The sequence below is a fragment of the Occallatibacter riparius genome, assembly GCF_025264625.1.
Lineage (GTDB): Bacteria > Acidobacteriota > Terriglobia > Terriglobales > Acidobacteriaceae > Telmatobacter > Telmatobacter riparius.
Genome location: NZ_CP093313.1, coordinates 1,571,774 through 1,597,210, shown reverse-complemented (window position 1 = coordinate 1,597,210; position 25,437 = coordinate 1,571,774). Strand labels below are relative to the sequence as shown.

Below are 25,437 nucleotides of genomic sequence, written 5' to 3'. Positions count from 1 at the left end.
GTGGAATGCGAGCGTGGGGCTACCGAGGCGGTCGTCAACTGTCGCGTAAGATCACCGAAGGAGAGAGGACGGAAGCGCGTCGCGCGGGAAGCATGCTCGCTATCATTGTCGCCGCTGCAGGCAACAGCGGAGCGATCAGCCAAACCTGGACAGGCGGCGACGCGACTCCGGTGATCCCAGCAATCAAGAATTTCAAGAGTGCGAAAGACAGTGCGGTACCGATCACGGTGCCGAAAATGGCGAGCCGGACCGCAGTGCTTAGAACCATCAAAACGATGCGCCAGCGTTGAGCTCCAAGGGCCATGCACAGCGCTCGGTCGCGTTGTCGCTGACGTTCCGCATCGCTTTGGGCGCTCAGCAAACCAAGCAGACTGAGCACCAGACCTGTCACCGCCGATACGCCTCCGATCAGAGTGGCAACGCGCAACCCTGCCAGGCCAGATTGAGCCAACTGCGTGGCCAGTGTTTTGATGGTGGGAGCGAAAGTGTTACCGGGCACATTTTCAACCCTGCTGCGAAGACCCGCCGCCATGCTGTCGTTCCACTTCGAATGTTTGAGCATCAGCGTCATTCGCGGAGGATAGTCTTGCCACATGGGAAAGTAGATTGCGGGTTCCCCGTGCCGCTCAAAAGTTCCCACCGCTTGTGAACGGACAACTCCGATGATTTCAGTTCTCACTCCACTCTCATCGATGACTCCGGCGCCGAGTGGCTTGTGGTCGAAGTAGAGATCGGCTGCTTCCTGATTGACCACAGCCACGCGTGGCTGCCCGGCAATCCGATCGTCACTGAAGATCCGCCCAGCGATCGTGGTCATGTCCAGAGCACGGAAATAATTGGCCGAAGCGACATTCGCGCTTAGCTCGATACCCGTTACAGGAGGCGCAAGCGCAACGAGAAAATCCGCGTTCCTGATCGTGCTCGGTTCCTCAGTTTGATTGATGAATCCGTAGTAGATCGTGGGGCGTCTTTGCTGTCTCGTCTCCGTTGACTTTCTCTTGACCACACCGATGATCTCGATCTGCGATCCGGAGGAATCTCGTATCGCTACGCCAACCGATTGCCGCCCGAACAGTTCAGTGGCTGCCTCCTCGTTTACGATCGCAACCCTGCCGCGCTGATCGGCTGGGTCAAACATCCTTCCGGCTGCCGGCGGGCTAGTCAGCAATTGGAGAGAGCTCGGTGTAAGCCAGGAAATATCCATCGCAACATGGCGATCTTTTTGAGAGAACTTCTGAATTCTGAAGGTCCGCCACGTTGGTCGATTGCCGGGAACCCGTGCAGCCCATGCCAGTGGCGACAAACCAGGAACAGACTTTGCGCCCTGCTCAACTCGGCCGAAATAGCCGAAGTCAATCTCCGGGCCGTCAGGCCGCGTCGGCGCCTGCACGGTGAGGAGAATCGGATCGCCCAGGCGATGTCCGGCGCTCGTCTCGAACGCTTCATGCAGTCCGGCCAGAAGAAGCGCCGTGCAGATGACGAGCGTGCAACAGGCCGTCATTTGTCCAACCACCAGAGCCGAGCGCAAGCGCTGGATTGCTTTCGAGGGCGAACCGGCTTCGCGCTGAAGCACAGTCCAGGGGCGATCGGTTACGGTACCCACGACCGGTAGCATTCCGCAGACCATCGTGATGCCGATGCAAGCCAACGAGGCTGCGAAGATCGGGAGCAGATGGGTGGCGAAGGTGAGCTGTTCTGCGTCCTCTTTGAAGAGAAGAGCGGGAAGAGCGTGGGTGGTCAGAATTCCCAACCATAAACCTATCGCGCCGCCAGCAATGGAGAGGATGGCGCTATCCGCGAACAAGTCCCCCAACAGCTCTGATCGAGTGGCGCCCAGTGCAATGCGAAGAGAAGTCTCATGGGTTCGTTTCAGCGCTCGGCCCAGGAGGAACGAAGCAACGTTGATACAAGCGATGAAGAACACTGCGGCCGCAGAGAAGTTCAGAAACATGCCGACGCGCGCCAATCCGAGGGCCATGCCAGGCGCGATACCCGTGAAGAGAGTGACGCTCACGTTACCAAGGCCGGTAGAACCTGACCGAAGCGAGGCTTGTGCCTTAGCCACGGAAACGCCGGGGCGAAGACGCGCAACAACCCATAAATCGTGCCGCCCAACACCGACGCTCCGCGGGTCCTCTGATCTTGATTCGATCCAGAGGTCGACACGCTCGTCGTTATAGAAACCATCCAGGCGTTCCGGAGCGACTCCATCAATTCTGAGATCGGCATCGTCGATACGAATGCTTGAGCCAACCGCATCTTGTCTGCGGCCTAACTCGTTTTCCCAGATACGGTGACTGATCACCACACCGCTGTTCAGCGGGAAGGCCAACACAGCGGCCAAACTCGGGGTAACTGCGGCGACAGTCCTTATCCCCGAGCGGTGATCGATTGTAGCTCTGGCTGGCTCGATTCGCGCCGCGCCAACCCAATCAAACAGCCCCTTTGTGCTCTGAAGATTCCGGTACTCCTCAGAGGAGAGGGGGCCGGCTGCACGGAAACGATCTTGCGTGAAGATCGACACGATCCGGTCCCCGCGAACCGGAGAATCGGGGTGAGTGAGTCCCTGCAGAAATCCGTAGACGGCGGCATTGCTGCCCACACCAAGGGCAATGGTGAGGAGAAGGGCGAACGACAGTCCCGGCGCCCGAGCAAGGGCTCGCGCTGACCTGCCGATTCGGGGAAGGCTTCGAGACAAGACCACCCCGAGTAGCATGCAAATCAGGGTCCACTAGGAGCTGCATTTTTCCTTGCCAGAACAGAGGTGCGCCAGCTTCTTGCGTCCGGTTTCGAGTCGATGTGTCCATATTTGGACAGGGCAAGCGTCACACTGAGAGTGCTTAGTGCGCGAGGGAGATCGAATCTTCCCCAAGTCGGAAGCGTGCCAGGTCTAACTGATGCCTCCAGCCGAGTCTCCCAGTAACTGCATCGCCTTCTGCATTCGCCACTCGGTGACATATTCCGGCGTTGTTTGTTTCGGAGTCTCAAAACGGAGTCGGGTTCTCAGCTTCAGTGTCAGGCAGGCCAGAACCCCTACGCTTCCGCACCGCCTTCACGCACGTGCTGATTGCCTGCGATGAAGCAGCCGATCCACTGAGAACGGGCCAGGCCCTTTGAGCGCGAGCGTGAGGATGCAGACGATGTACAGCAGGTCGCATTCGTATCCCGGCGGACCGAACTGAGCTCTCCCCGAGGTGTAGCCGAGCAACTTGATGGAGCTGAATCCGTAGGGCCAGTGAACGGTGCCGATGGCTACCACGAGCAGGATGATGGCCGGAATGCTTACGAGCGGGACAAACGCTCCAAGCAAAAAAGCAAATCCGCCGATAACTTCAACCGCGATTGTGACCCAGGCCATCAGGTGCGCAGCGGGTACGCCGGCGGCGTGCAGAATAGCAGCGAAGCCCGCGGGGCCCTTGTTCAGTTTTGCCAGCCCGTGGGCGACAAAGCCGTAACCGACCATCAATCGAAGCGGCAGTACGGCATAGCGGGAGAGTCCATTGCGAAGTGTGGCGCGATGAGCGATGTTCAGATCCATTCCATCCATTCGTGGGAGTCGAGGGGCGGGCCGGTTTGCTTGAGACCGTGCAAACCGGCCACGCTTCCTATTGGCTGAAGGCGACACCGTTGAACTGCGCTGCGCCGACGGCCGGCGAAATGGCTGCGAGATCAAGGTTGCCGTAATTGTCGATGGAGAATACGGCCACGTGCGCTGCTCCTGATGCCGTGTAGATGACAGCAAGCCAGTTCTGGTCAGGAGAGACTGTGATATCGGTAGGAACACCCGGCACTGGCACGGACTTGTAGAACGCGCCGCCTTTGTTGTCGCTGAAGAAGATGGAAATGGCATGTCCCGGCGAGTTCGCGGTGTACCAGAGGCTCTTCGGGCCTTTGGCCACCCAGCAGGGAGCGTTGGTGGGAAACGCGGGCGAGGGGCCCGCAATCGGATACACATTGCGGTCCGGATCGACGATGGCAAAGCTGTCCGGGCTGTGGGCCGGGGTGAAGCCGAGCACGTCACCCCAGAACGCCGCGCCCAGGGGCGTGTCGTTTGCGTCGGCGGGCAGATCGATGGCATTGCTGGATCCGTTGAGTTCGCGCTCATGGCCGGACAATCCGAGTTGCAGAACGGTTCCTGATTTCATGGTGACGGCCGCCCAGGTTTTACCCGCGACGATCTGCCCGGCGGAGTTGTCGGTGAGGGGCACGACGGCGCCGTCCAGATGTCCGGATGGCCAGGAATGGCTCTCGGCGCAAGTGGCGCCCACCACATACATTTCGTCGTGGTTGAGCGCAACGGAATCGGGTCCGGTGCAGTCGGAGGCGAGTTGGATGGTTCGGGCGGGGGCGACCCAATCGCCGCGACGCACGAGTTGGGTGACGGAATTGGAGCCGAAGTTGGCCACGGCGCCGAACTCGCCCTGGAACTGCAGAATTCCGGCGTTGCCGGATGCGCCGCCCTTCGCGCCCGTCGGAACGATTTGCGATGCGGAGAGGGAAGGGGTTCCGTGCGTGTCGAGTTTGAAGACGACGACGGCGTTGTTTGCAGGATCGTTTGTGCTGGTGAGGATCAGGGGACTGCGTTCCTGGCTCATAGCCATTGAAACGGCGCCAAACGCCAGCGCAGCGACAACGATGCCGTTCCGGCTGCGAGAGCACGGGAACTTGCGGGGTGTTTCAGAAAACATGAGGATCTCCTTCCGAGGGTGCAGGTGAGGTGGGGACGCTCCGAGCGGCGCCTGATGAGGTCGCCAGAGACCCGGAGCACGTCTGCTGCATGAGGATTCGATTGCTGCGGGAGAAAAGTTACGGTGGGTCGCCAAAAAGATTCCGGGTAGTCGCACGGAGAGAGGCTGGAGGTGGTAACCGTAACTTTTTCGCGCTCCGGAACGAATCCCAATAGAAGGGATCAAACGCGTATCACCTTGCGGCAGCGGCGCCGGTACTGGTAGAGATTGCAAAGGCACCGCAGATGGACGCGCAAGAGAACATCGAAACGCTTATGGCCCTTTATCAGCAGGGCGACACGAGTGCGGCAACGACGCTGATTCATGCAGTCAGCCCGAGGCTTCACCGGTTCTTTGCTGTGCAGGAGGTCAGTCGCGCTGAGGCCGATGATCTTTTGCAGGAGACATGGCTGCGCATTCATCGGGTGAGGCACACGTATCGGCAGGGTGAGCCCGCGCTCGCGTGGTTCTATGCGATTGCACGCCACGTGCGGGTAGATCATTACAGGAAGGCGATACGGACAACGGCCAAAGAGGATGTGTTGGAAGAGAGCGTAGAAATGACGAACACCTCAGGGGGACGGGTGGAGGAGTTCGGGCTTGAGGCGCTTCTTGCGCCGCTCTCCACGGGTGAACGCGAAGTTGTGCAGATGTTAAAGGTGGAAGGCCTCTCGCTGGAAGAAGTGGCCAGAGCGACATCCGCGACGGTCGGGTCGGTGAAACAGAAGGCGCATCGGGCTTACAAGAAGCTGAGGCAGGCATTCGGCTTCAGTGGGAATAAAACGGAGGCGTCACGTTGAACGACCGCGAACTCGATCGATTACTGCACGACGCCAAGGTCCCGGAAGGTCCGGGAGCGGAGACACTCTCGCGGATTGCCCACTCGGTGGCTGGATCGATGCGGCCGGTGCGCCCGCTGCCTCCTATGTGGCTACTCGCTGCGCGACTGGTTTTTGTCTACGCGGTAGTGGCGGTGGCAGCAGCGGCTTCGCTGGGCTTCCCTGGTGTGAGGCACATGGATACTGCGGCGCGCGCAGGAGTGTTCTCCGTGCTGGCGATCCTCGTGCTGGTTGCGGCTCCGGAACTGGTGCGCACGATCATCCCGGGGGCCCGGCGGCGTTTCTCGTCCGGCACGCTGCTGGGAATAGCGGCGGTCGCAATTGCGGCGGTGCTGTTTCTGTTTTTCCGCGACTTTCATACGACCCATTTCTGGCGTGCGGGTATAGTGTGCCTCGCACTTGGAACCGGCACTGGAATTTTCGCCGCGTTACTGGCCCGGGTTGCACTCCGGCGTGGTTTTGCAACGGACGCGCGCACTACGGGCCTGGTCAGCGGCACGCTAGCAGGGCTCGCTGGCGTGACCATGCTGGAATTGCATTGCCCGAACTTTCAAACTGCGCATCTGCTGGTGTGGCATGTCGGAGTGCTGCTGCTGAGTTCTGGCCTGGGAGCCATGATTGGGTGGCGTTCTCAGAGCGATGCAACACAATGAGCAGGCGCCTCGGATGAAATGTCGCGCGATCAGGGACCAGTCGGCCGACGCTCTCACAGGTTCTCATTCAGTTCTTGAGATCCGCAAAAGACGTCGGCCCACGTAGAATTCTCAAACCTTCTCGAGCGTGAGGTGAGTCGCGTACTCCGAAGCCTTGGAGGCGGTAACCCGGAATCCGAGCGCACACAGATCCAAGCCCTGGAACAAGGCTTCGCCCTGGCCGAGTAGAACCGGAACTGACGCAAGGTGCAGGGAATCGATCAAACCAGCCTTAAGATACTGACGCACGGTAGAAACGCCACCACCGATCTTCACGTCTTTGCTGCCTGCGGCTTCCTTCGCGCGCTGCAATGCTTCTTCGATTCCTCCAGTCACAAAATAGAATGTCGTTCCGCCCTCCATTACCAACGGGGCTCGCTCGTGATGAGTGAGAACGAAAGTTGGTGCGTGGTATGGCGGATTATCACCCCACCATCCTCTCCAGGATTCGTCGGGCCATTGACCACGTACCGGACCAAACATGTTCCGGCCGAGGATGAACGCTCCGAAATTGTCCATCGCCGCATGGGCAAATTGATCATCGATGTCGCCAACTGATCCACCATCTCCGCCATGCATAGAACGGAAGGTATTCGTATGGAAGAACCATTGGAAAATCTCGGGTCCGCGCTTGCCCAACGGATCCTCCAAGCTCTGGTCAACTCCCGCACTGAAGCCATCCAAAGTAACGCCAAACCCTGCGACACGAACCTTCGACATTCTTATCTCCCTGGTGATGAGTTGTATTGTGGGGCGAGTTTTGTTCCTCAGCGGTTATGTTGCGACTCTTCTGTCGCGTCAGAGTGCTGCTCTTTCGCGGTGACTTTAGGTTTCGCCAGAGGAGCTACGGTTTCGACGATGCTGTCACGCCGGCCCAGCGGAGGGCATCCTCTCTTTTTGCGAACGCGCGCATATTTGTTGCGCGTCCGTCGCGAAATGTGTAGACATCGGCAAGCCGTGCCTCGCTCCAGGTAGAGCTCCCTTTCGGCAACACTCTGGCATGCACAAAGACAACGATGCGATCTTTCGAGGTGATGAACTGTTCTGGCTCGCTGATCACTTGCGCGGCGCCTGCTCTTGATTGCGTGAGATATTGCTTGGCGCCCTCCAAACCGAGATAGGTTCCGCCGCCTGGAAATTCGGCCGGTTCTATCCATTCAATACGGGGGTCAAGGAACCGCACCGCCGAATCGATATCACCTCTGTTGAACGCTGCATAGGCTGCCCGCAGTTGTGCAATCGCATCCTCAGCCTGCTGATGATTGAGCTTCACGTTGCTTTGAGCAGGTAGCTGCAAGCCCAGGACCAGCGCTATGAAAAGAGTCGCGACCGCTGGAAGTTCATTCATATTCTTTATCTCTTCTCAGGATGCGTCAGTGCAGAGATCTCGAACCATCAACACATGAGACAACCTGCTTTCAATCATTCCCTCCGATTCAAGTCTTCACAAACCCATCCTATTCGTGATTGTTTCGTAGTGGCAGAACCTTCCGTCAATCCTGTGGTGAACCGGATTTCCAGCCGTTGAAGCGGATATCCATGTTGCCGATTCGCGCCAGGCCGCAGCCCATTGGCCCGCATCTAGAGGTAACTCATCCACCACACTTGCCGTCGCGACCGTACTCCTGCAAACCATCGGCACAGCGGATACAGCACGAGCAACAAGCCCAGCCAGACGGAATAGACAACCAACAGGCTGTAACCGAAGCCGGTGGGGAACACCGCCGGGCCACCCATCGACGGCGGTCGATTGAATACAAATCGGGATGCCGCCGAACCATAACGAACAAACGACATCAGAGCCAGCAAACCATGAATCAGGTAGAAATGCAAAACGAAGTAGAAAAGGGGAACGCGCCCGAAAATGACGAGTGGGCTCACAGCGGATGGGGTGAATCGTTCAAGACACGCGAGGAGCATGATGGCAGGGCCCAGGGTCATCAGCACGAAATCGAGTGAGGCTGGGTACTTTGTGCAATTCAGGAAAGAGAGAATCGTCAGCCCGATCGTCTTTTGGGCCGACCACGGCGCTGGATCACCGTAGTGATTGAACATCCGGAGCACCAAGAATGCAACCGAGGCTCCAAGACCGATCCTCGTCATGATCTTCTGCCTCATTGCTGGTTCAAGCGTGTAGAGCTGGCCGAAGCAGAACCCTGCTGCCATGACGCCGATCCATGGCAAAACCGTGTATGTGATTAGTGCCTGATGCCCTGCGAAGGGGATCACGCCCGGCCTGTGGAGAAGATTCCAGATCCAGACGGCGGAGGCGAATCTCGAAGGGTTAACCGAGTCGAGCAGATTGTGCAGGCAGATGATGGCAAGACTCAAGATGAGCAGCGGTCGAAGCGGGAGATGAACCAGCGCGGCCATGGCGAGCATGCAAATGCCAAAAATCCACAAAATCAGCAAGAGGATCAGAGGCGGAATCGAGAAGTTGAAGTCGTAGGCGAACTGCATGACGGTGAGCTCAAGCAGCACGAACCAGACGCCACGGGTACAAAGGTATCGGGAGAGCTCACCGCTGGTATGTCCACGCTGCTTCCATAAGAACACTCCTATTCCGGCACAGAACATGAAAACCGGCAGGCAGAAGTGTGTTACCCACCGGGTGAGGAACAGTCCGGGCGAGGTTCTGGTGAGGTCTGTGGGCGAGAACAGCGCGGCTTCACGGTGAAAGAAGTCTCGTGTGTGGTCCAGGGCCATGACCACCATAACCAGACCCCGCAGCATATCGATGCTAGTCAGACGGACATTCTGCGTCTTTTTCGAAGCGATCGATTCCATCAGCCTTCCAGGGTTTCCTTTGCAGTTTGTAGGGCGGGCACAGGAATTGGGCGATGCCGATTCCGCCGAAGTTTATTAGGGGACAGAGTACCTTCGCAATTGGCATGCTTTGTAGAGCCATTTTGTAGAGTCTTCTTTGGACCATTTGGGAATGCTGGGGCAGCGGCGCTCATTCAAATCGGAGATCCGTCCGATTGCGGGTTCTATCTGCTTCGCCGAGCGACGTACAAACTGGTGATCATATGTCTGGTGACGCGGCCCTGGAATTCGTCGACCACAATACGACGCAAATGATCGAGTACTTCGTTCCGGTCAGGGCGGATATTGATGTTGGAGTATGTGGCGTAGAGCTCTAATGTCTGCTCGGTATCAAGATCAAGGGTCCATTTGCTCGTCCGATGTTCGATACTGTCAAACGCGTCAATTCGCTTCATGGCGGTCAGCCTCGCTTCAACATCGAGTGCGAATGGCATTCCGTTTGTGCCGCCGGAGGGGCCCAATGGCGGCCCCAGAAGTGATTTCGTTGCTTCGTGAAAGGGATCGGGATAATCGTGATCGCCAAATACATTCCAAAGCATCGCCCACCAGGCGGTCGGACGGAGCAGCCTTGCGACCTTTGCAAGGGAGAGATCTTCGTCGAGCCAATGGAAGGCCGTGGCACTCAGCCCGAGATCGAAGCTGCACTCCGGCAGCGGCGCATCTTCAAACGGCATGTTGACGATACTCAGCCCTGCGTCCGGATTTGTGCGCCGCAGGAAAGTCGCCAGACGAATGTCTGGCTCAATTGCGATTAGAGGGCTTGCGCCCAATTTCAACAATTGGCGGGTTGCCGTCCCTGTGCCCGCGCCGATTTCGAATGTTGCCGTCTGCGGCGCAAGGCCACAATGCTCGCACAGGAAATCGAATACCCAAGCCGGATATGCAGGCCGCGCTGTATCGTAGCCAGCGGGATCGAGGCCGAAGGCCTGCCGCCCGAACTGACGTTGCTTGAGCCCTTCTTCCATTTGTCAGTCCTTTAAAAGATGCAACTGGTTGCAGGTTGAATCGGAATTATGGCCGTGCATTTCCTTGCCGGTCAATTCTGCTGCGTCGATCGGCAGACGCCTTCAACGCGGGAATGGCGAGTTTTCGAAAAGCCTCGTTCATCTCCTCCACAGAAAGACGCATTCTGCCGTTCAGCCACCAGACGAGAAGTCCAAACAGGCCGCTCGATAGAAACTCAACAGTTGCTTCCGCAGGTACGGATCCGGGTCCCTTTTCGTGGATCATTGCCTTTACTTCTTCGCGCATCAAGTCGGCGAGGAGTTTCCGCAGGACGTGCTGAATTGCCGCACCTCCTCGCTTACCGACCATTGCGGGGATCACTTCGCGATGCTTGTGAGCGTGTTCGAGAAGATGGTAGCTGAATGCGAAGAGTCTTTCGTCGAATTCGCCCCCGCGCTCTCTTAGTGCTTTCTGGCGTTCCCGTAGCTCCGCCTGCAGGCCAGAAAAGCCGCTGCCCAACAGGTCTTCCTTATTGTCGTAATGAAGGTAAAACGTAGCTCGGCCGACATTTGCGCGTTGGATGATGTCCTGCACCGAGATGGATTCGAAAGGCTTTTCTTTGATCAGGGAAAGAAGAGCTTGTTCCAGAAGCTCGCGGGTTCGCGCGACGCGCCGATCCGCGTTTCTGCCATTGCGACCGAGTCCTGGACGATTTGCCTTCATTTGTTCAATAGCGCACAGCTTACCCGCATTTGTCTAAAGCATCTTGCTCCCGAATTGATCTTATGAAGTGCCCGGACAGATGTCCAGAACTGGACACCGTGTTCGGTAGATATTCGGAGGCTGTGCAATGACTCGGTTAGAAGCGGGTTCCGTCGTCAAGGAGCGGCGATTGAATTCCATCCGTTCCGCGGAAGTCGCGATCCCGGATTCGGAAGCACTCGTCCATCTCCAGTTCAGAAGATTTGCAGGTTGCCCAATCTGCGACCTGCACTTGCATTCCTTTGCCGCGAGGCACCGCGAACTCGCAGCAGCCTCTGTTCGGGAAGTAATTGTGTTTCACTCCTCCAAAGACGAACTTCTCAAGTTTTGTGCAGGGTTGCCATTCGAGGTAATCGCGGACCCCGAGAAGCGGCTGTACGCTCAATTTGATGTGCAATCAGAATTGCGCGCACTGTTCCATCCTGGTGTCTGGGTTCGAATCCTTCAAGGAGTGATCCGCAGCTTTGGTCAAGTCCTGCGCAAGCAAATGCCTATGCCAAGTCTCAATCCAGGCGGAGGGCGCTTCGGATTACCCGCTGATTTTCTGATTGCACCGAGCGGCATGATCCTCGCATGCAAGTATGGCTCACACGCCTACGACCAATGGTCGCTGGACGAGGTTCTCGATCTCGCTCGTTTGGCTCGGAGTGAGACGGCTCGTTCTGCTCTGGTGTGAGTAATCTGATGAATCATTACCCCATCCCCCGCGATCGCATGGCCTTATGAAGCACCCGAGAGGGAATCGACCCGCCTACTCCTCATCACCAAGAATGTTGCTCACTCGCACGAGCGTATCGATTTGCTCTGCTGAGAGTCGCGATAGGAGATTGCGTCTGACGGATTCAGCGTGGATTGGACGAGCGGATTCCAGCTTCTCGCGCCCTGTCTGGGTAAGTACCACGTGAGTGGCGCGCTCAACTACCTTGCGTTGGATGAGCCCACGTTCCTGCATACGAGTCAGTTGATGAGAAAGGCGGCTTTTTTCCCAGCCCATCAGGCTGGCAAGACCCTGCTGCCGCATTTCACCTTTGCCACATCCGGCGAGCCGCGAGAGCACGCCAAATTCCGGTCCTGAAAGACCCGTTGCTTGCGCGATATCGCGGTCAACCCGCCCCAGCACATCCTGGTTCATAAGCATGAAGGCATGCCAGATACGAAGTTCGCGTGGGGACAGCAGCTTTGGAATCATGTTAGAGTAGAGCCTAGCAGGCCTCGGGTTGACATGACAACCGTGACGTTCTACTGTGGTTGATGTGTCAACTATTTCCTCCGGTTTCGCTCCAGTATCCTCGGCCAATTCCTGCGCTCACCTGTGGCGACTATTCGATGGTCTAGGCGATCTGTCGCATTTGCTTCGGCCAAGGCAACTGGCACAGCGTCTGGCTGTGTTGGATGAACTCGATTTGCTCTTTGGGGGTCTCACTCCGGAGGAACTCGGAACCTGCTCAGATTCCCGGATCATGGAACGTGTGCAGGACCTCATGGCCGAGCTAGAAGCGGCCAACGCGAAACTCTATGCAGCTGTTCGCTCCGAGATTGTCCTCCGAGGCAACGCACTTGCGCTTCGAAGCCTTCTCACAGATTCGTTCGTTGATAACGATCACAAATGGTCACGGGCAGGTTTCGGTTTCGATGCTCTCGATGAAATCGTCAATGGTGTCCTCCAACTCCACGAGCCAGACGGGGTGGGCCCGCAGCACTCTCCGGAGATGATTGCTTATCAGCCCACACCGACGCGCCATATCCTCGACCTCATCGCATGGAGCGGGTTGTCTGGCGACGACACTCTAGTCGATTTAGGATCGGGCTTAGGCCATGTGCCGCTGCTGGCATCGATACTGACGGGGAGTCGCGCTCTTGGGATCGAGGTCCAGCTGGGCTATGTTGCGAGTGCGCAGGAATGTGCCAAATTCCTCAATCTGGAGCACGTCCAATTTGCAGCCGGAGATGCCAGGCAGGCGGATATATCGACTGGCACTGTGTTCTACCTGTTTTCACCGTTCAATGGCTCCATCTTGAGCCATGTATTGAACCGGCTACTCACCGAGAGCAAAGATAGGCACATTCGGATCTGCTCTCTCGGGCCCTGTACCCACATTCTGCAAAATCGGACTTGGCTCAGGGCGATCACGTCGGTGCATTCTGAACGAGTGACGGTATTTGAATCGCTTTGAGGCTCTTGGGCTTTCGCGTTGCGTCGCCGCCCGGTGAGGAGTGATCCCACTCGCGAAAGCGTCGAGTTAGCTCGACTATGGGCGAGCCCGCAGGCAGGGCCTACTGTGCTGATCCACCAGGGCATCATCAGCCAAGCGCGTTTTGTGATCGTATTGAACGGCATGGAGCGAGCATCATTTTCGGCTAATATCGTGAAGCTGGCAGAAGCAGATAAGGTCTGCAGAATAGTCCATCGAGGAGTGAGGCTCTTGTACATCGTTACTGGCGGTGCGGGGTTCATCGGCAGCAATCTGGTGCATGAACTCAACTCGCATGGCACGCGAGACATTCTCATCGTTGACAGCGTCGCCGACCGGAGGAAGCTCGAGAACCTTGAAGGCGCACAGTATGTCGAACTGATGGATAAGAGCGCGTTTCGTCGGGCGATCCGCGAAAGGTCCCTGGGTACCGATCGCGTAGAAGCTATTCTGCACCAGGGCGCATGCAGCAATACGCTCGAAGATGACGACGCCTACCTGATGGACAACAACTGCGAGTACAGCAAAGATGTGCTCCGATTTGCAGCAGATTTGGGTGCTCCATTCGTGTTTGCCTCAACCGCCGCCGTCTATGGAGCAGGCGGCCCGGGCCGGTTCGCGCTCCGCGCGGAAAATGAGCATCCCCTGAACATGTATGGGCACTCAAAGCTCATGTTTGACAATTACTTTCGCGGCCTATTGGCATCGGGGGCACTACAGTGCACGGCCGTGGGGCTGCGCTATTTCAATGTTTACGGCGCGCGTGAGGGACATAAGGGCAGAATGGCGTCGGTTGTCCACCAGTTTCGCAAACAGATGGCGGAGCATGGGCGCATCCGCATCTTCAAAGGATCTGGGGGCTATGGGGACGGCCAACAGCGGCGTGATTTCGTCTATGTTCGCGATCTTGCCAGGCTGAACATGTTTTTCGCGCAGATAGGGCCTTATGCTCCAGGCAGAAATGAGCCAGCCAAGGTCTACCACGGTCTGGCCAATGCGGGCTCTGGGGTCAGCCGTAGCTTCAACGATGTTGCGCGCGCCCTGATGAACCTGCATGGTGACTGCCCAGTGGACTACCTGCCTTTCCCGCCGGATCTGGAGGGAAGATACCAACATTTCACCGAAGCAGACCTATCGTCATTGCGCGAACTCGGTTATCACGGAACCATGATGACTCTGGAAGAGGGACTCGCAGACATGCACGAGACATGTAACTCCGCAGCAAGTTGAGGCGTTTTCATCGAGCGGTCCCGGTATCCAGCACAGCATCGACCGCTTCCGCCAGGGAAGGAAAGCGAAAGTCGGCGAGTTGAGCCGCGTTCTCATTATCGAGAATCCTTTCTTCGCCATCTATCAGATCGCCCTCGATAAAGATGGTGGCCATGCCCAGTCTGCGGCCGAATTCGATATCGGAGAGCGAATCGCCGACCAGCACGCTCGTTCCGGGTTGGAGAATCGGGAATGCGGCTTTAGCTTGGTCGAAAAGCCCCGTCAGCGGTTTGCGGCAATTGCAAGTGTCGCGGTCGTGCGGGCAGATGTAGAATCCGTCGACCTGTGCGTTTTGGGCTGCAAGCTCACTTTGTAACTGGGCGTGTATCCGATCGACATCCACGGAGTTATAACGCCCCAGAGCAATTCCCCGCTGGTTAGTCACCACAATGACAAACAGGCCGGCACGCTTGAGTCTTACGATGGCTTCAGCCGCTCCAGGCAGCAGATGAAAATCACTCCAACTCTTGACGTACTGCCCCTCCGGCATCTTACGATTGATCACCCCGTCGCGGTCGATAAATACGGCAAGCACGGAAGAGATGTGTCGACTCACTCGATCATGGTAACAACTGCCTTCCTTCCCCTCTTCTGAATATGCGGTGGCAACGGGCGACTTAGCCCTCCCTGCGGAGGATGTGTGACGATCAGCGTGAGCCGCGCGTCTCTGCGCGAGATTGCAGCAAAGATAGAGCACGATTGGCCGAGGAAGCGAGTCCTGGTTGTCGGCGATGTGATGCTCGACAGGTACATCTGGGGTGAAGTAAGCCGGATCTCGCCCGAGGCGCCGATTCCGGTTGTCCAGACAACGCAGGAGACCGTGCAGCCGGGTGGCGCGGCCAATGTGGCCATGAATATTGCCAAGCTGGGCGCTGCAGTAACACTGGTTGGCTTCACGGGCACCGATGAAGACAAAGAGTTGTTGCTTCAGTCTCTCCGAGCCAACGATATCGAACCTCATTTGGTTTCCTGCTACGGGTTCCCGACGATCAGCAAAACGCGCGTCGTGTGTGGACGACAGCAGATGATCCGATTCGATCGAGAGAATCTGGCATGCAGGACCGAAGGTGACTATGAGCGATTGTTGGAGTTGGCGATCGGAATGCTGCCGACGGTTGACGTGGTGGTGCTGTCTGACTATGCCAAAGGCGTGCTGGTACCGAACATCTGCCAGGCGGTGATTCAGGAGGCGAAGCGGCTCAGCATTCCAGTGCTGGTGGATCCCAAGGCAGATGACTTCGCGCGGTACAAGGGGGCGACAACGATCTGCCCCAATTTGAATGAGCTGGCTGCTGCCTTGCACGAGGAGTCTCGTGATTTGGACACGCTACTGGATGCCGCGGAACGGATGGCCGAGGAACTCGAACTGTCGCATCTGACGGTGACTCTCGGCGAACGAGGGATCGCTGTGGTGAAGCGCGGGGCGAAGCTATTCGCCGCGGCCAATGCGAAGCAGGTATTCGACGTTTCCGGGGCAGGGGACACTGTCATTTCTGTGCTGGCATTGTGCATGGCTTCCAACGTAGGAACGGAAGAGTCGATGCAACTGGCCAATTCAGCAGCAGGAGTTGTAGTCGGCAAGGTGGGAACAGCACCGATCGAGAAGCAGGAACTTCTGAACTCGCTGGGTCCTGCAGTTGCGTTGAACGCGGAAAGCAAACTGGTGCCCGCGCTTGACGAACTGGTTAGACGCGTCGATAGGTGGCGGGCTAATGCAGAGCGAATCGTATTCACAAACGGATGCTTCGACCTTTTGCATGTCGGACATATCGTCCTGCTGGAGGAAGCGCGCGACCACGGGGAAAGATTGATCGTAGCGGTCAACAGCGATGCTTCCGTCGCAGCGCTTAAGGGATCGAATCGGCCAGTTGTGGACGAAAGAAGCCGTGCACGGATACTAGCCGCTCTTACGTCTGTGGATGCCGTAATTGTTTTTGATGATGCGACGCCACTGGAGCTGATCCTCGCTACGCGGCCTGATGTAATCGTGAAGGGCGGCGACTACGACGAGAGCTCCGTGGTGGGGGCGGGAGAGGCAGAAATGTGGGGCGGAAAAGTCGTGATTGTGCCTATTGTCGAGGGACATTCGACCACGGGAGTGATCGAGAGGCTGTTTGCTGCGACTGATTAAGTTGCTTGAGGTCACTGGCTGTTGCGGTTAAATGATAGTGCGTGCGAGATGATTCGGCTTATTGGGGACCTAGGGTGAGATTCCTTCTAGCGGCATATTGCATGGTGAACAACGCGCGTGGGGATTCGCTGATCGGAGTCTATAAACGCTGTCTTCGGATCGGTCTGGAGCTTCACCGACGGGGACATGAGGTTGCAATCATCTGTCCGGGCCGCGGCGAATTGCGAGACGAAACGGTGAGTGCTGCCCAGGGGCGGATCCGATTTATCGAACTGCCTCTTCGAGCGTATTTTCACTCGTCGGCTCGTTACAAGCGGCGCTGCGTACGCAAGGCGGTCCGCGCGTTCGCTCCTGATGTTGTGGTGGTAGGCGAAGTCCCCATGCGCGGGATTCTTCTGGATGCAGCCGTGTCGGCCGTGGAGTTACGAATTCCGACTGTCATTCTTGACAACGCCAGCAAGCCCAGCCTTGCAGCCAAATTCTTGAACGATCATGGGGCGATTGCGGATGGGATTGCGCTGATGGGGCCGAGCTCGTTCCAAATGAAGGACCCGCCCCCGCACTATTGCGGCATTCCCCCTTTCATCAAGCGCGCGAGCGAGGGCGTGGCGCAGAGGCTCGGCGACTGGTGGCCACGATCACGGCGAGTGATCACCGTCCTCGGGTATGAACAGAAGGCACAGGAACTCGCGATCGCCCTTATGCGCGCCGTGCCATTCGTGCCATGCCGGGTGGTTGTCATCTCCAACAATATTCCCGCTACGCAAGCGCGGCTGGAGACACTTCCAAAGAGGATTCGGGCGAAGTTCATCGTGACGGCGTTGCCCGACGAAGAGAGCCTGTTTGAAGCCATGCGCCGCTCAAACCTGGTGATGGGGAAAATGGGATTCATGCAGATAAGCGAATCCATATGCCTGCAGGTTCCGTTCCTGGGGATCTACTACCGTGGCTGTTGTCCAGTCTGGGCGCTTCCCTTCCATACGCTTCGGTACGTGGGGCAGACGTCCTCTACGAAGGCCACCCTTTCCGTCTGCTTGAGACTGATACGCCTGCTTTACATCGGAAAGCGCGTCATGCAGCCCGTGCACAGCGCCAGTTTCGATGGATTGGTAACGGTCTGTGAGTTCCTTGAGAAGACGGCCGGCAGACTGCGCGACGGAGTCACCGAGGACTCAGCTGGACTCGGTTATACAACGGAGCGTTTGCAGCATGCACTGCAGGCGAGGCATCCAAAGCATCGCCCTGAGGTGGAGTGGGTGCGGGTGTCTCCCATGTGGGACTCAAGAGACGCGAAGATCGACATGGTGATCGCAGGTTGTCGCAGCGGTGCTCGCAGGCAGATTGTGGCTCTGCAGGGTATACGCTTTGCAAACCCCGAGGCGGGGCAGCGAGCCAAGGCAGTTGCAGACCCGTCGCGAAGCATATGGTTTCAGTCGCAGGATGCGACGCTATGGCTGGAAGAGGAGCCAGACGAATTGCATGCGCCTGAGCCATGATCCGGATCGCGGAGACGGTCAAAAAAGTCCCGTGCATTTCGCAGGGGGTCTATGAATATCGGGGGCAGGGGCCTGGTCGAGGCCACGGCGGCGTATCCGCGGATCGCGATACTGAGTTCCTGGTAGCAAGCGGGTTGGCTATTCGGGAGGATCACATGGCCGGAGGCTCCGATTGCAGAGAAGCTTGCCAGGTTTCCGGCAATTCCAGAGCCGATGGCCTTGAGGCAGGCTTCCTTGCAAACCCATATTCGCAGGAACTCCGGACCTCGGCGATCATCGGGCAAGGATTCCAGGTGTGCGATTTCATTGGGATGAAAGAAGCGTCGCGCGAGCTTCATGCTGTTGGGTCTCGAACGGATACATTCGATGTCGACGCCAATTTGGATTGGAAGACCGGCGGAGTGCGAAACTGCGAATAGAGCGAGGTCACCGGAGTGCGCGATGTTGAACTGAACCGGGCTCGGCGCGGAGAGGGTGGGTTTGCCGCCTGCCCCATATTCAAACGGAGGGGCGTACCAGTTATCGCCCATAAGTTTTCCGAGAAGCAAGCGGAGTATCAACCGGCATTGAATGAAGCGGTGTCTCGCCTCCGCGTTGCGCATGCGCTGGGCATCCGAGATCTCATCAGATGGGAGCTTCGCCAGCCAGTCTTCAAGTTCATTTGCGCCAGCCGGCAGCAGCCGGACAGGAATCACCTGAATGTGGTCGGAGAAGGCACGCGGCTGTGACCGGTCGTCGCTAGCCATCCAGGCCTTCTTTCTCCAGGACGTAGTCGTGCAGCACCACAACATCGATGTGGGTGGAACGGAAGCAGTCTATAGCATCGTCTGGAGTCTCAACGATCGGTTTGCCGGCAACGTTGAAAGAAGTGTTGAGGATGACGGGCACACCGGTACGCTGTGCAAAGGCTTCAATGAGGGCATGGAAGCGCGGATGAGTAGCAGCGGAAACGGTCTGCACGCGTGCGGTTCCATCCACATGTGTGACGGCCGATATGAGCGATCTCTTGTCGGGCAGCACGTTGACGACGCGCAGCATGAAGGGGCTGGGGCCGGTGAGGTCGAAGAATTCCGAGGCGCGTTCTTCCAATACTGCCGGAGCGAAGGGGCGAAAGGGCTCGCGATGCTTCACGCGATGGTTGAGATGATCCTTCATTGTGGGCGAACGCGGATCGGCGAGAATGCTGCGCTGCCCCAGGGAACGCGGTCCGTACTCCGAACCGCCCTGGAACCAGCCGACGATTCGTCCCTTCTCAATGCTGGCCGCTGCGTATTCGTGGATGGCTTCGACTCGACGAAAGGGCAGGCCGGAGCGCGTGAGTGCAAACTCGATTTCGTCATCGGTGTAGAGCGGACCCAGCGCATCAGTGAGGTGCAGACCCGGCGATGCGGGGGGCGAAGTTCGCCGCGGGCGCAGGTTTCGTTCGGCGTGCAGCGCGCATCCGAGTGCGTGACCGCAGTCGCCGGCGTTGGGCATGATGTGGACGGCGTTGAAGCGGGAGGCTCGAAAGGCAGTCTCATTGGCGATACTGTTGAGGGCCGTGCCTCCCGCGATGCACAAGTTGGTGGAAGCAGAGTTGCGTGCGAGCACATGGACGGCGTTCACCATGATCTCGTTGAGCAGCATCTGGATGGCGCACGCGAGGTCCTCATGCGCCGGAGTGATGGGCTCTTTGGGTTCTCGACGCTGAATTTCGAGCGCCTGGACTGCGGTGGTGAGAGCGCCCCGATCGAGAAAGCGAAACGAGCCATCTCCAAGGAGAGAGAGATGAGGCCGCAGGGCTCGATAGCACGTATCTCTGCCGAACGAAGACAAACCCATGGTTTTGCCCTCCTCGCCGTGCTCGAAGCCCAGGTAGTCGTTGATGAAGCTGTAGAGTTCGCCGGTGCTGGACTCGGGCGCGGCATGTTCGGTGAAGACTTGAATCGAATCGCCGTTGCCGTGCGCGAGCGTCATGGCGAGCGATTTCCCTCCGAGGCGCGCGAGGGGCTCACCGCAGGCGTCGGCGGTGAGGATGGCCGCGTCATTGAAGCTGCTGGAGTAGAAAGCCTGCGCTCGATGGACGAGATGGTGCTCAAGATCGGTATGGACTTCCGCGTTGGGGAAGAACGACCCTAGGGCTCGCCCCAGCCATGCGCGATTAATCGCGAAATGTGATTCGCTACCTGCAACGACATCGATGTCTCTGGCGCTAAGTGGAAGGCCCCGCAACAGGTGGGCCAGAAAGGGCTCCCAGAAATCCTCAAAGACAGAGATCGGTGGAAGGGAACCATCGCGGTTGGTGAGCAGAAAACGGATGTTAGCCGGGATGCCCCGATCGCATTCGTGGAGTTCGCGGAGTTCTTCGCGCGCCATCAGCAGGGCATACTTTTTGGCGACGAATCGCTCAAAGTTGAGAGCGCGAACTCCGTAACGCGACGAGATGAGAGCGAAGCTCGCGCCATGACCGGTCGAACAGATTCCCAGGATGTTGTAAGAGCCATCGGGCCGGCGGCGGTGGCGAACCCGTCGGAGGAAGTTATGCAACTTGCGATCCGGCTGGAACATCCCGGCTCCGCGGAGGAGAAGCGATCCCCACGACCTTGAGGTTGTCATAAGGCCACCTCCTGCAATGGCGCTCGCAGTCCAGTCTCAACATCGAGGTAAGTGAATCCAGGATCGGCAAAAGGAAGAATCTGGCGTGGAATGCCGAACTGAACGAATACCTCGGTGTTCCACCATCCTCGCGAGCGGCCGCGCAGGCGCACCGGAATTACTGTGGCCTGGACTTCGGTAGCGAGGAGGGCCATCGCCGGCGACCATGTGACGAGCGGATGATATCCGCGGGCGGCCCAGTCGCATATCTCCGCGAAGCCATGGGAGAGAGCGGATTCAAGCAGCGCGTAGGGCATCACACTGGGCAGTCCGAAGATTGCCACCCAACTGATCAAAAGCCGATAAGGCAGGGAGTCTCCGGGGCGCCGATAGAAGTGACTCTCAAGGAAGGGGCGGTCGCTCACCCCGACCATGACTCGGCGGGCTAAGCGTGGCGGCAAAGCTCTGACGACTCCCAGGAACTCCACGGGATGGCGTCGGTCGCTGCGGCGCGATGCGAAGAAGATCGGCCCCTTCAGGCCATCGAGGCGATCGAGGCCGGTGACACGCACGCGAGCAACCACTCCGAGAATCAGTCGGCGAAATATGGGAGAGACGATTCCGCGCAGAACGGCCGCTGCATGTAACCTTTGCCATGCGGGGGCCCTGTGCTTCCATCGGGAGCGGCTTTCGAAGCCATCTTCCGCGTTTAAGGCCGCTTCGGCATCAATCGCGGGCGACGAGAGGAACAGGGCCATGACTTCTGCCTGTTCGATGGAGTCGAGCGGCAACGATCGCAAGAACTGACGCACATCTGCAAGTGGAGCAAAAGAAAGATTGCATTCGATATACGCAGCGAGTTGCGTTGCCTTGACGGGGGAGTCCCCGCTTTGAAGGATTTCGTCGAGTGAAGGAGGTCTGGTATCGACCTCCTTCCCCACGAGAGCGGAGAAATCTCCGCATTGCACAATTCGCATACCGAGGCGTTCCCAGAATTGGATCGACGATTCCGAAAGAGGGCGGCCACAGACGAGGAGCATTTGCAGCGATCCGGGAAGTCTGCGTACTGCATGGCTCGAACCTGACGCTTGTTTCACTATGAATTGTTCGAGCGAGTGCAACTGGGCGTTTGACGCAAGTAGCTTCGATTTCGCCGCGGACCTTGCGACGCGCAGCAGATGATACGGGGCGTCTGACCGAATAAACAGCACCGGCGCGCCGGCCTGCAGTGAACACAGCAAAGCTGCAACCCAGAAGGGCGTTGGATGCGGGGAAGGTGGTACGAACGTGAGTGCGGAAGTGCTTCCTGTGGATCGTTCCAACGTGAGGATCTGCTTCAGGAGATCTTTGTGCGACGAAGTCGCAGCCGGCCGCGGTGCGCTGTCTTCAGCGAACTCGATGCCTGTATCGTCTATGCTGGCAGGAACGCGCAGTTGCGCCGCGTCTGGATTCCAATCTGCGGAAGGGTCCAGATTCTGAATGCGCAGCAAGGGACAATTCACGGCTTCGATTGGCTGCCCTGCGGTGAAGACGACGAGTCTGACGGATAGGCCGCGCACCATGTCCGCCAACCCTTCGAGGGATGCAGTGGAGTCGAGCGTGACGGGAACCAGGCCACGCCACGTGCAACCGAGCAGGAGCGCGAGCCACTCCGGAGAGGGAGGCGCGTAAAGCAGAACGCGATCGCCTGCTTTCAACTTGCATTCCGCGAGCAGGTGGGCCGCGTAGAGCATTCCGCGGTAGAGCCGGCTGAAGTCCCACCATCGTGTCCCGAAATTCGAACGGAGCCCAACGGCACGCTTGTTTCCGAAGCGAGTGAGGGAGGAAAGCCAATCCTGCAAGGTGGGTGATTCGGTCATCCGGCGCGATCCCCGCATGACGCGGCTTGTAGCGCAACCGCCACGTGATGGCGTCCATGATCGCTGGTCCAAACCAAGGGGCGTGCGACCTCACGCGCTGCGGTCGCGCGCGTTGCCTCGAGCAGTGAAAAAAGGGGAGATGCAACGCCGCAGAAGCCAGTCCTCTGAGTTTGTGTGCGGAGGGTCAGTTCCGGCCCAAGCCGCTGGAGCGTTTGCTGTTCGATCGCATCCTCTTCGGGCAGGTTGAGACCATCGCCAAAGACTACATCAGTGGCGCCGCTGGCTGATGCCTCCATTGCGACCTGATAAAGACCCTTGGCTGCATCCTCGGGCGCGGAGTGGACATGAGCCAGGCCGACAATTTCCGCGTAAACCTTCGCCTTTCGCGCTTCGGCATGTGCCGCGTCCTCAATGACGAAGAAGGCCGCGCCTTCGCCGAGCACGTAGCCGGCGCCCGCTCCTGTTTCTCTAGCGGCGCGCCCTTCCAACAGGTGAACAACCACCGATTCCAATTGCAGCGTCGAATCGTATCCCCCGACGAGCGCCACAGGGGCCGCTCCGCACTGAATGTGCCGGCAAGCAGCGATTAACGCCAGCAGGCCGGAAGCTGGGCCGCTCATGATGTTCAGATTCGGTCCCTTGATCTGATGTTCAATTGCCGCGCCGCACAGTCCGGCGTTCGGCAACGACCTGACCAGGAACAAGGGATCAATCAAGGCCGTGCCGCAACGGCTGTATCGTTCATAGGAAAAATTGATGCTGGAGTCGCACGATGCCTTCAAGGCTTCGACGAAAAGATCGAGATCCTGATCGACTCCGAGCGAGCCGACAAATACAGAGGCGCTCTCGACTTCTTCTGGGTCCAATGCGGCAAAATCAAGCGCCTGTCCAGCTGCAGAGACGGCAAAGCTTGCAGCGCGAGTGAGTATCTTGCGCAACATTCGATTGCGAATCTGACCGGGGGCATCGAATCCCGTCACTGGGCATGCGTAGGGAATGCCGAGGTCGGCCATAGCTTCCGACGCGGTTCGCGAATACGCAGAGGCGTGGGCGTTGGCGAAATGACTGTCTGCATCCAGGCCAAGCGGAGAGACAACACCGATGCCAGTAATCACTACCCGCCGCGGCGCCTCCGGAAAGTAAACGGTGGTTCGATCTGCAGCGGATTCTGAATCCCACCTCCGCAACACGAGGCATCCGTTCTGGCCTCCGAAGCCGAAGGAGTTAGAGATTGCCACGGAGAGATCCGCCGGACGCGGCTTCCATGGAACGTAGTCGAGATCGCACGCTGGGTCGGGATAGTCGAGATTGATGGTCGGCGGCATGATGCCATTCTGCAAGGCCAACGCTGTGATGGCGAGTTCAATAGCGCCAGCGGCGCAAAGCAGGTGTCCTAGCTGGGACTTGGTGGAACTGACCGCAAGCTTGTCCGCATGGGGGCCGAACGCGCGCCGAATGGCGGTGGTTTCGGTGCTGTCGTTGAGCGGCGTGGAAGTGCCGTGGGCATTGATGTATCCAACGCGCTCCATTGCGATGCCTGCATCGTGGAGCGCAGAGCGCATGGCCATGGTGCCGCCTGCGCCCTCCGGGATCATGTCAGTGAATCGATAGGCGTCGCACGATGATCCATATCCCACCAACTCCGCGTAGATAGTGGCACCCCGGTTGAGCGCATGGTCCAGTTCCTCAAGAATGAGCATGGCCGAACCTTCGGACAAGACGAAGCCATCTCGGGTGCGATCGAAGGGTCTGGAAGCGCGTTCAGGTTCGGTCCATCGCTGCGAGAGGCTGCCCAGAAGCGAGAAGCCCGTAACGCACATCATGGATACCATGCTGTCTGTTCCGCCGGTGAGCATCAGTTGCGTTTCGCCGGTTCGGATACTTTGGAAGGCGTGGCCGAGGGCCTGTGTGGCGGAGGTGCACGCTGCCTGCGCGGTAATCGAAGGTCCGGAGAACCCGCAGCGAATCGACAGGTCAGAGGCGATCTTCGCCGCGTCACTTTGAGTCAACAACCAGCGCTGCCTGTTGCATAGGTCCGCATATCGGACGGGGTTCCATCGGTTGCCATCGATCAGTTCGGCGATATAAGGCAGGCGGTCTTCGATGATGGGAAACGTGGAGGCACCAATGCAAACGCCTGCGCTTCTGCCTAAGGCTGGGAGTTCGTCGAGTCGCGCATCGCGCCATGCCTGTTCGGCCGCGTGGAGCGCGAAGATCGCGGCGCGGCCCAAAGGCAGAGAGTCCATCTCGTTCTCTCGATGGCTAAAGCGCGGCTCAAGCAGCGGCAGATCATCAATCGAGACCTGTCCGGCGATGTGCGTTGGCGGAGTCAATTCGCCATACTGGCGAATCAGACGAATTCCGCTCATGCCTTGCAGGATAGCCGTCCACGTTGAATCGAGCGTGGGGCCCAAGGGGGTTACCGCGCCCATTCCTGTTACGACAACGCGACGATGCGCGCCATTATGACTCATGGTCGCGATTCTCTGGTGTGGGATCTGCGACTTTAGGAATTCCGAGTTCGGCTCCCACACGCAAGAGATCCTCGATCACCAACTCGTCGCCCGAGGGCAGCACCATTTCCGCGCCGCACTGTGAGCAACGAATCTCCATCGGAGAATTCGGCACCTGCTGCGGCTCGCCCTGGCAAGCAGCGCAACGCAAAGCCGCATTGGCGCCCAGACAACGGAGCACCACGCGCACAAGCGATTCAACTGAGATTCCCCTGCGAAACTCATTAAGCCGCATGTTCGGCTGAAAGAAGGACGCAGGGACCTCGGGCATCGACGCCTTGAGAATCGCAAGGCCAGTGGGAGTGATGATTGCACCCTGCACGATGGCGCTCTCGCCAAACAAGTCTGTCGCTCTCTGCAGAATATTCAGCCGAGGCATGCGAATGATGAATGTGCGCTCCAGGCTGTAGACGATGTCAAGCATGTCGAGCGATTCAGCATCAAGGTCTCCCCACAGGGTCGATTTAAGCTTTACTTCGCCTGGCTTCCGATCCAGGCATCGGGCGACGACTGAAATTGCGCGCTCCTGCACTTGCGACAGGTCCATGGCAAGCGCTGCGCGAAATGGGTCCGACGCGGAAGCCAACTCCTGTTGGGGTATCTCCATGCCAC

At 58.2% G+C, this 25,437-nt stretch carries 22 protein-coding genes; 7 read left to right on the top strand and 15 right to left on the bottom strand.

Going from position 1 to position 25,437, the window contains the following annotated elements; all coding sequences use genetic code 11:
• Positions 1-34 precede the first annotated feature (34 nt).
• From MOP44_RS06325 to MOP44_RS06315, 3 genes are all read right to left on the bottom strand, one after another.
• The gene (locus MOP44_RS06325; protein ID WP_260795106.1) at positions 35-2,698 is read right to left on the bottom strand and encodes an ABC transporter permease; all 2,664 of its coding nucleotides are present in this window, start codon (positions 2,696-2,698) and stop codon (positions 35-37) included.
• Positions 2,699-3,052: 354 nt separating this feature from the next.
• Positions 3,053-3,538 carry a DoxX family protein gene (locus MOP44_RS06320; protein WP_260795105.1) on the bottom strand — a complete coding sequence of 162 codons (486 nt, stop codon included), beginning with the start codon at positions 3,536-3,538 and terminating at the stop codon, positions 3,053-3,055.
• A 67-nt stretch (positions 3,539-3,605) separates the two neighbouring features.
• On the bottom strand, positions 3,606-4,688 hold the full coding sequence (locus MOP44_RS06315; protein WP_260795104.1) for a YncE family protein: 1,083 nt from the start codon (positions 4,686-4,688) through the stop codon (positions 3,606-3,608).
• A gap of 284 nt (positions 4,689-4,972) precedes the next feature.
• Here MOP44_RS06315 and MOP44_RS06310 point away from each other — a divergent pair, with 284 nt between their 5' ends.
• Together MOP44_RS06310 and MOP44_RS06305 are read left to right on the top strand one after the other, a co-directional pair.
• The gene (locus tag MOP44_RS06310; RefSeq protein ID WP_260795103.1) at positions 4,973-5,527 is read left to right on the top strand and encodes an RNA polymerase sigma factor; all 555 of its coding nucleotides are present in this window, start codon (positions 4,973-4,975) and stop codon (positions 5,525-5,527) included.
• Positions 5,524-6,219: a DUF1109 domain-containing protein gene (locus MOP44_RS06305; protein WP_260795102.1), complete on the top strand. Its 696-nt coding sequence runs from the start codon at positions 5,524-5,526 to the stop codon at positions 6,217-6,219. The genes MOP44_RS06310 and MOP44_RS06305 overlap by 4 nt, the downstream gene beginning before the upstream one ends.
• 111 nt (positions 6,220-6,330) lie before the next feature.
• Here MOP44_RS06305 and MOP44_RS06300 read toward each other — a convergent pair whose 3' ends face one another.
• The 5 genes from MOP44_RS06300 to MOP44_RS06280 all read right to left on the bottom strand — a co-directional run bounded on the left by MOP44_RS06300 (position 6,331) and on the right by MOP44_RS06280 (position 10,752).
• Positions 6,331-6,978: a dihydrofolate reductase family protein gene (locus tag MOP44_RS06300; RefSeq protein ID WP_260795101.1), complete on the bottom strand. Its 648-nt coding sequence runs from the start codon at positions 6,976-6,978 to the stop codon at positions 6,331-6,333.
• 124 nt (positions 6,979-7,102) lie between these two features.
• On the bottom strand, positions 7,103-7,531 hold the full coding sequence (locus MOP44_RS06295) for a nuclear transport factor 2 family protein (RefSeq protein WP_260795100.1): 429 nt from the start codon (positions 7,529-7,531) through the stop codon (positions 7,103-7,105).
• 308 nt (positions 7,532-7,839) lie between these two features.
• A complete protein-coding gene (locus MOP44_RS06290) occupies positions 7,840-9,045 on the bottom strand; it encodes a DUF1624 domain-containing protein (RefSeq protein ID WP_260795099.1) in 1,206 nt (401 codons plus the stop codon).
• Between the two features lie 203 nt (positions 9,046-9,248).
• Entirely contained in the window at positions 9,249-10,049 is an 801-nt protein-coding gene (locus MOP44_RS06285) for a class I SAM-dependent methyltransferase (RefSeq protein WP_260795098.1), read from the bottom strand.
• Between the two features lie 46 nt (positions 10,050-10,095).
• Complete coding sequence (locus tag MOP44_RS06280) at positions 10,096-10,752, bottom strand: TetR/AcrR family transcriptional regulator (RefSeq protein WP_260795097.1); 657 nt, start codon at positions 10,750-10,752, stop codon at positions 10,096-10,098.
• Positions 10,753-10,879: 127 nt separating this feature from the next.
• Here MOP44_RS06280 and MOP44_RS06275 point away from each other — a divergent pair, with 127 nt between their 5' ends.
• Positions 10,880-11,467 (top strand): peroxiredoxin-like family protein, encoded by a 588-nt coding sequence (locus MOP44_RS06275; protein WP_260795096.1) that lies wholly within the window; start codon positions 10,880-10,882, stop codon positions 11,465-11,467.
• A gap of 75 nt (positions 11,468-11,542) precedes the next feature.
• Here the strand turns inward: MOP44_RS06275 and MOP44_RS06270 are convergent, their stop codons facing one another.
• Positions 11,543-11,980 (bottom strand): MarR family winged helix-turn-helix transcriptional regulator, encoded by a 438-nt coding sequence (locus tag MOP44_RS06270; protein ID WP_260795094.1) that lies wholly within the window; start codon positions 11,978-11,980, stop codon positions 11,543-11,545.
• A gap of 64 nt (positions 11,981-12,044) precedes the next feature.
• Between MOP44_RS06270 and MOP44_RS06265 the strand changes: the two genes are divergently transcribed.
• Both MOP44_RS06265 and rfaD read left to right on the top strand, forming a co-directional pair.
• Complete coding sequence (locus MOP44_RS06265; RefSeq protein WP_260795093.1) at positions 12,045-12,965, top strand: class I SAM-dependent RNA methyltransferase; 921 nt, start codon at positions 12,045-12,047, stop codon at positions 12,963-12,965.
• Between the two features lie 105 nt (positions 12,966-13,070).
• Positions 13,071-14,213, top strand: coding sequence for an ADP-glyceromanno-heptose 6-epimerase (gene rfaD / locus MOP44_RS06260; protein ID WP_260795091.1), 1,143 nt, complete (start codon positions 13,071-13,073; stop codon positions 14,211-14,213).
• A gap of 7 nt (positions 14,214-14,220) precedes the next feature.
• Here rfaD and MOP44_RS06255 read toward each other — a convergent pair whose 3' ends face one another.
• Entirely contained in the window at positions 14,221-14,808 is a 588-nt protein-coding gene (locus MOP44_RS06255; protein WP_260795090.1) for a D-glycero-alpha-D-manno-heptose-1,7-bisphosphate 7-phosphatase, read from the bottom strand.
• A gap of 84 nt (positions 14,809-14,892) precedes the next feature.
• On the opposite strand from MOP44_RS06255, the gene rfaE1 reads away from it, so the two are divergent.
• The gene (gene rfaE1, locus MOP44_RS06250; protein ID WP_260795089.1) at positions 14,893-16,383 is read left to right on the top strand and encodes a D-glycero-beta-D-manno-heptose-7-phosphate kinase; all 1,491 of its coding nucleotides are present in this window, start codon (positions 14,893-14,895) and stop codon (positions 16,381-16,383) included.
• A gap of 101 nt (positions 16,384-16,484) precedes the next feature.
• Positions 16,485-17,879, top strand: a complete 1,395-nt coding sequence (locus MOP44_RS06245) for a glycosyltransferase (protein WP_260796619.1) — start codon at positions 16,485-16,487, stop codon at positions 17,877-17,879.
• Here MOP44_RS06245 and MOP44_RS28035 read toward each other — a convergent pair.
• The 5 genes from MOP44_RS28035 to MOP44_RS06220 all read right to left on the bottom strand — a co-directional run bounded on the left by MOP44_RS28035 (position 17,813) and on the right by MOP44_RS06220 (position 25,432).
• On the bottom strand, positions 17,813-18,217 hold the full coding sequence (locus MOP44_RS28035; RefSeq protein ID WP_390905482.1) for a 4'-phosphopantetheinyl transferase family protein: 405 nt from the start codon (positions 18,215-18,217) through the stop codon (positions 17,813-17,815). The genes MOP44_RS06245 and MOP44_RS28035 overlap by 67 nt on opposite strands.
• A gap of 400 nt (positions 18,218-18,617) precedes the next feature.
• Positions 18,618-20,474 carry a carbamoyltransferase family protein gene (locus MOP44_RS06235; protein ID WP_260795086.1) on the bottom strand — a complete coding sequence of 619 codons (1,857 nt, stop codon included), beginning with the start codon at positions 20,472-20,474 and terminating at the stop codon, positions 18,618-18,620.
• Positions 20,471-22,312 carry a long-chain fatty acid--CoA ligase gene (locus tag MOP44_RS06230; RefSeq protein WP_260795085.1) on the bottom strand — a complete coding sequence of 614 codons (1,842 nt, stop codon included), beginning with the start codon at positions 22,310-22,312 and terminating at the stop codon, positions 20,471-20,473. Before MOP44_RS06230 ends, MOP44_RS06235 begins: the two co-directional genes overlap by 4 nt.
• A complete protein-coding gene (locus tag MOP44_RS06225; protein ID WP_260795084.1) occupies positions 22,309-24,786 on the bottom strand; it encodes a beta-ketoacyl-[acyl-carrier-protein] synthase family protein in 2,478 nt (825 codons plus the stop codon). Before MOP44_RS06225 ends, MOP44_RS06230 begins: the two co-directional genes overlap by 4 nt.
• The gene (locus tag MOP44_RS06220) at positions 24,776-25,432 is read right to left on the bottom strand and encodes an acyl carrier protein (protein ID WP_260795083.1); all 657 of its coding nucleotides are present in this window, start codon (positions 25,430-25,432) and stop codon (positions 24,776-24,778) included. The genes MOP44_RS06225 and MOP44_RS06220 overlap by 11 nt, the downstream gene beginning before the upstream one ends.
• Between the last annotated feature and the right edge of the window lie 5 nt (positions 25,433-25,437).